At 45.7% G+C, this 3,649-nt stretch carries 1 protein-coding gene; it reads left to right on the top strand.

The window, feature by feature from the left end:
* Positions 1–173 precede the first annotated feature (173 nt).
* Positions 174–3,479, top strand: coding sequence for a non-ribosomal peptide synthetase (locus C7B77_RS26170; RefSeq protein ID WP_106311903.1), 3,306 nt, complete (start codon positions 174–176; stop codon positions 3,477–3,479).
* The last annotated feature ends 170 nt before the right edge of the window (positions 3,480–3,649 follow it).

The following is a 3,649-nucleotide window of genomic DNA, read 5'->3' as shown; positions in this document are numbered from 1 at the left end:
CCCCTCCTCGGAGGGGTGCCCGAAGGGCGGGGTGGGTAGATCTACGATCGAATCGATCCATCTCGCATGTCGCACCATTTCTGCTCTCAACCGATCGATCTAAATATCCCTCAAACCCTAAAAATATCAATTTCAGCTTTCAACTTTCAACTTTCAACTTTTAACTAAAAACCATGAATATCAGCGATCGCATTGCTAATTTATCTCCTGAAAAACTCGCACTTCTCCAAGAACGCCTAATGAAGAAGGGCGAACCAGGAGTTAAAAAATCCCGGATTAGTCCGCGTCATAGTAATGAGCCTGCGCCGTTATCTTTCGCACAGCAACGGTTGTGGTTTTTGAATCAGTTGGAGCCGGATAGTCCGTTTAATATTTCGATCGCGATTCGGATGAATGGCGATTTAAATGTGGATGCTTTGGCACAAACTTTAAATGCGATGGTCGATCGACATCTGGCGTTGAGAACTACGTTTGCGGTTATAGATGAGCGCGTGGTTCAGCTAGTGATGCCGTCGCAAGCGGTGGATTTTCGCACGATCGATTTGAGTCATTTATCTAGTGAGAAGTGTCAGGTGGATGTCGATCGCATTTTGAGTGCGGAGCCGTTACGTCCGTTTAATTTAGCAGCAGATTTGATGTTGCGGGCGACTTTAATTCGGCTGAATGAGTCGGAGCATATTCTGCTATTAGTGATGCATCATATCGCGGCTGATGGTTGGTCTGTGGGGATTTTATTTCGGGAATTTGCTAGCTTTTATGAGGGTTTTGCAATGGATAATCCGGTGCAGTTGCCGGAATTAACATTACAATATACAGACTTTGCTCAGTGGCAAAGAGAATACTTGACTGGCGATGTCTTGAAGACGCAATTGGAATACTGGCGACAACATTTGGCAGATGCACCGCGATTTTTGACGATGACTACCGATCGCCCGCGTCCGTCGATTCAAACTTTTAAAGGTGGCACTATCTATTTTCAGATCGATCGAGAGTTAACGCAACAGATTAAAAATCTTTGTCAACAGTCGGGTTCGACTTTATTTATGGTCTTAATGGCCGCATTTGGGACGTTACTTTCGCGTTATAGCGGACAAGATGATGTGGTAATTGGTTCGCCGATCGCGAATCGCCATCGCAGTGAGGTGGAGTCAATTATTGGCTGTTTTATTAATACTCTAGCCCTACGAGTTAATTCACAAGGAAATCCAACTTTCTTGGAGTTGTTAGCACAAGTACGGGAAACAACTTTAGGTGCTTACGATCGGCAAGATTTCCCATTGGAGAAGCTGGTTGAAGAGTTACAGCCGGAGCGTTCGCTCAGTCATGCGTTGTTATTTCAAACCATGTTTGTGTTGCAAAATACCAACATGGGCAAACTGGAATTGCCGGGATTGACACTCGATATGTTGGAATTGGAAGAGCTTTCTGCTCAAAACGATATCTTCGTATCGATGGAGGAAACTGAAGCGGGCATGACTGGGGAATTGGGTTATAACAGCGATTTATTCGATCGATCGACTATAGATCGGTTAGCGATTAATTTCCAAACTTTACTCGCTAGTATCGTCGCCAATCCCAACCAAAGTGTCACTCAATTACCACTTTTAGGTACGATTGAATCACAACAATTACTCATTGATTGGAATGATACGCAAGTTGAATTTCCATTAGATCGATGCTTCGCTCAATTATTCGAGCAACAAGTAGCCACAACTCCAACTGCGATCGCGGTGGTATTTAAAAACCAACAATTAACTTATCAGCAATTAAACGATCGCGCAAATCGGTGGGCGCGGCATTTAGTCGAATTGGGTGTAGAAGCAGAAACAATCGTGGCGTTGATGGGCGATCGAGACATCGATTTCCTGACCGCAATTTTGGCAGTATTTAAGGCTGGTGGGGCATATCTACCACTCAATCCCGAACATCCAGCAGAGCGGATACAGCAAGTTTTATTGCAAGGTAAAGTACCATTTGTCTTAGCACAACAGCAATATTTATCGACAGTCGTATCGGTTGTCGGGCAACTAGAAACCAAGCCTCAAATATTATATATCGAAGAGTTAGAACGGTTGGAATATTCAACCGAAAATCTCCCCATTCGTTCTACTCCAGATAATTTAGCATATGTAATTTACACTTCCGGTTCCACAGGCACGCCGAAAGGAGCGATGTTGGAACAACGGGGAATGGTAAATCATTTATATGCGAAAGTAACGGATCTAAAATTGGGTGCTAATGATATCGTCGCCCAAACTGCATCCCAAACTTTCGATATCAGTATTTGGCAGTTTTTAGTCGCTTTATTAGTCGGCGGTAAAGTTGAAATCGTCCCAACTGAAATCGCTACAGATCCGACTCGATTATTTGCGCTGGTACAAAACCAGCAGATTTCGGTGCTAGAAATCGTGCCCTCGTTATTACGGATGATGCTCCAGCAAATCGAAGATGGTGCGACTCCCACAGCATTATCTAGTTTGCGGTGGTTATTACTCACGGGTGAAGCTTTACCACCCCAATTATGCCGTCAGTGGTTCGCGCATTATCCCAGTATTCCGATGCTAAATGCTTACGGGCCGACCGAGTGTTCCGATGATGTCACCCATTATCCGATCGATTCTGCCCCCGCGCCAGAGGTCTTAAATCTCCCGATCGGACGTCCGATCGCCAATACCCAATTATATATCCTCGATAACCAGTTACAGCCAGTGCCGATCGGCGTAGCGGGCGAACTCTACGTCGGCGGCGCAGGTGTCGGACGCGGTTATTTGAATGCGCCAGAACTCACCGAGCAAGCCTTTATCCCTAATCCTTTCTCGCCGTCTCCTAGCCAACGTTTATATAAGACTGGCGACAAAGCGCGCTATCTCCCCGATGGGAATATCGAATTTTTAGGACGGATCGATTTTCAAGTCAAAATTCGCGGTTTCCGCATCGAGTTGGGCGAAATCGAGGCGGTGTTGAGCGATTATCCGCAGGTGCGAGAAGCGACAGTTATCGATCGTGAGGAGCAAGTGGGGAATCAATATTTAGCCGCTTATATCGTCGCGAGTGCGCCGATTGAAACTAACAGTTTACGGGAGTTTCTCAAACAAAAGCTTCCCGATTATATGGTGCCAAGTGCGTTTATTTTTCTCGATAGTATTCCCCTGACGCCGAATGGCAAAGTCGATCGCAAGGCTTTACCAATCCCCGATTTGGGAGTTGCTGAATCTAACAATTTAGTCGCACCAGAAACGCCAACTCAAGTAGAAATCTCCCAATTATGGGCAGAGATTTTAAATTTACCAGAAGTAGGCATTCATAATAACTTCTTTGAGTTAGGGGGACATTCGTTATTAGCAACACAAATTATGTCGCGGTTGCGATCGAGCTTCGGTGTGGAGTTGCCGTTGCGTAAGTTATTTGAAGCACCAACGGTGGCAGAATTAGCCGATTGTGTGGATCGACTGCTCGATCGAGAGGAGATCGAAATTTAGACAATTTAAAAAATCCCCTCCGAGGAGCTACGGTGTAGACACAAGTTATTTGAGTTGCTGCGTAGTCCCGTTACCCCACCCCAGCCCTCCCCTTATAAAGGGGAGGGCTGGGGTGGGGTAACGGGACTACGCAGCAACTCAAATAACTTGTGTCTACACCGTAGCTCCTC

The sequence above is a fragment of the Chamaesiphon polymorphus CCALA 037 genome, assembly GCF_003003845.1.
In the GTDB taxonomy this organism is placed as follows: domain Bacteria; phylum Cyanobacteriota; class Cyanobacteriia; order Cyanobacteriales; family Chamaesiphonaceae; genus Chamaesiphon; species Chamaesiphon polymorphus.
Note: the sequence above shows the minus strand (reverse complement) of the source record. Positions and strands in the feature narration are given on the sequence as shown.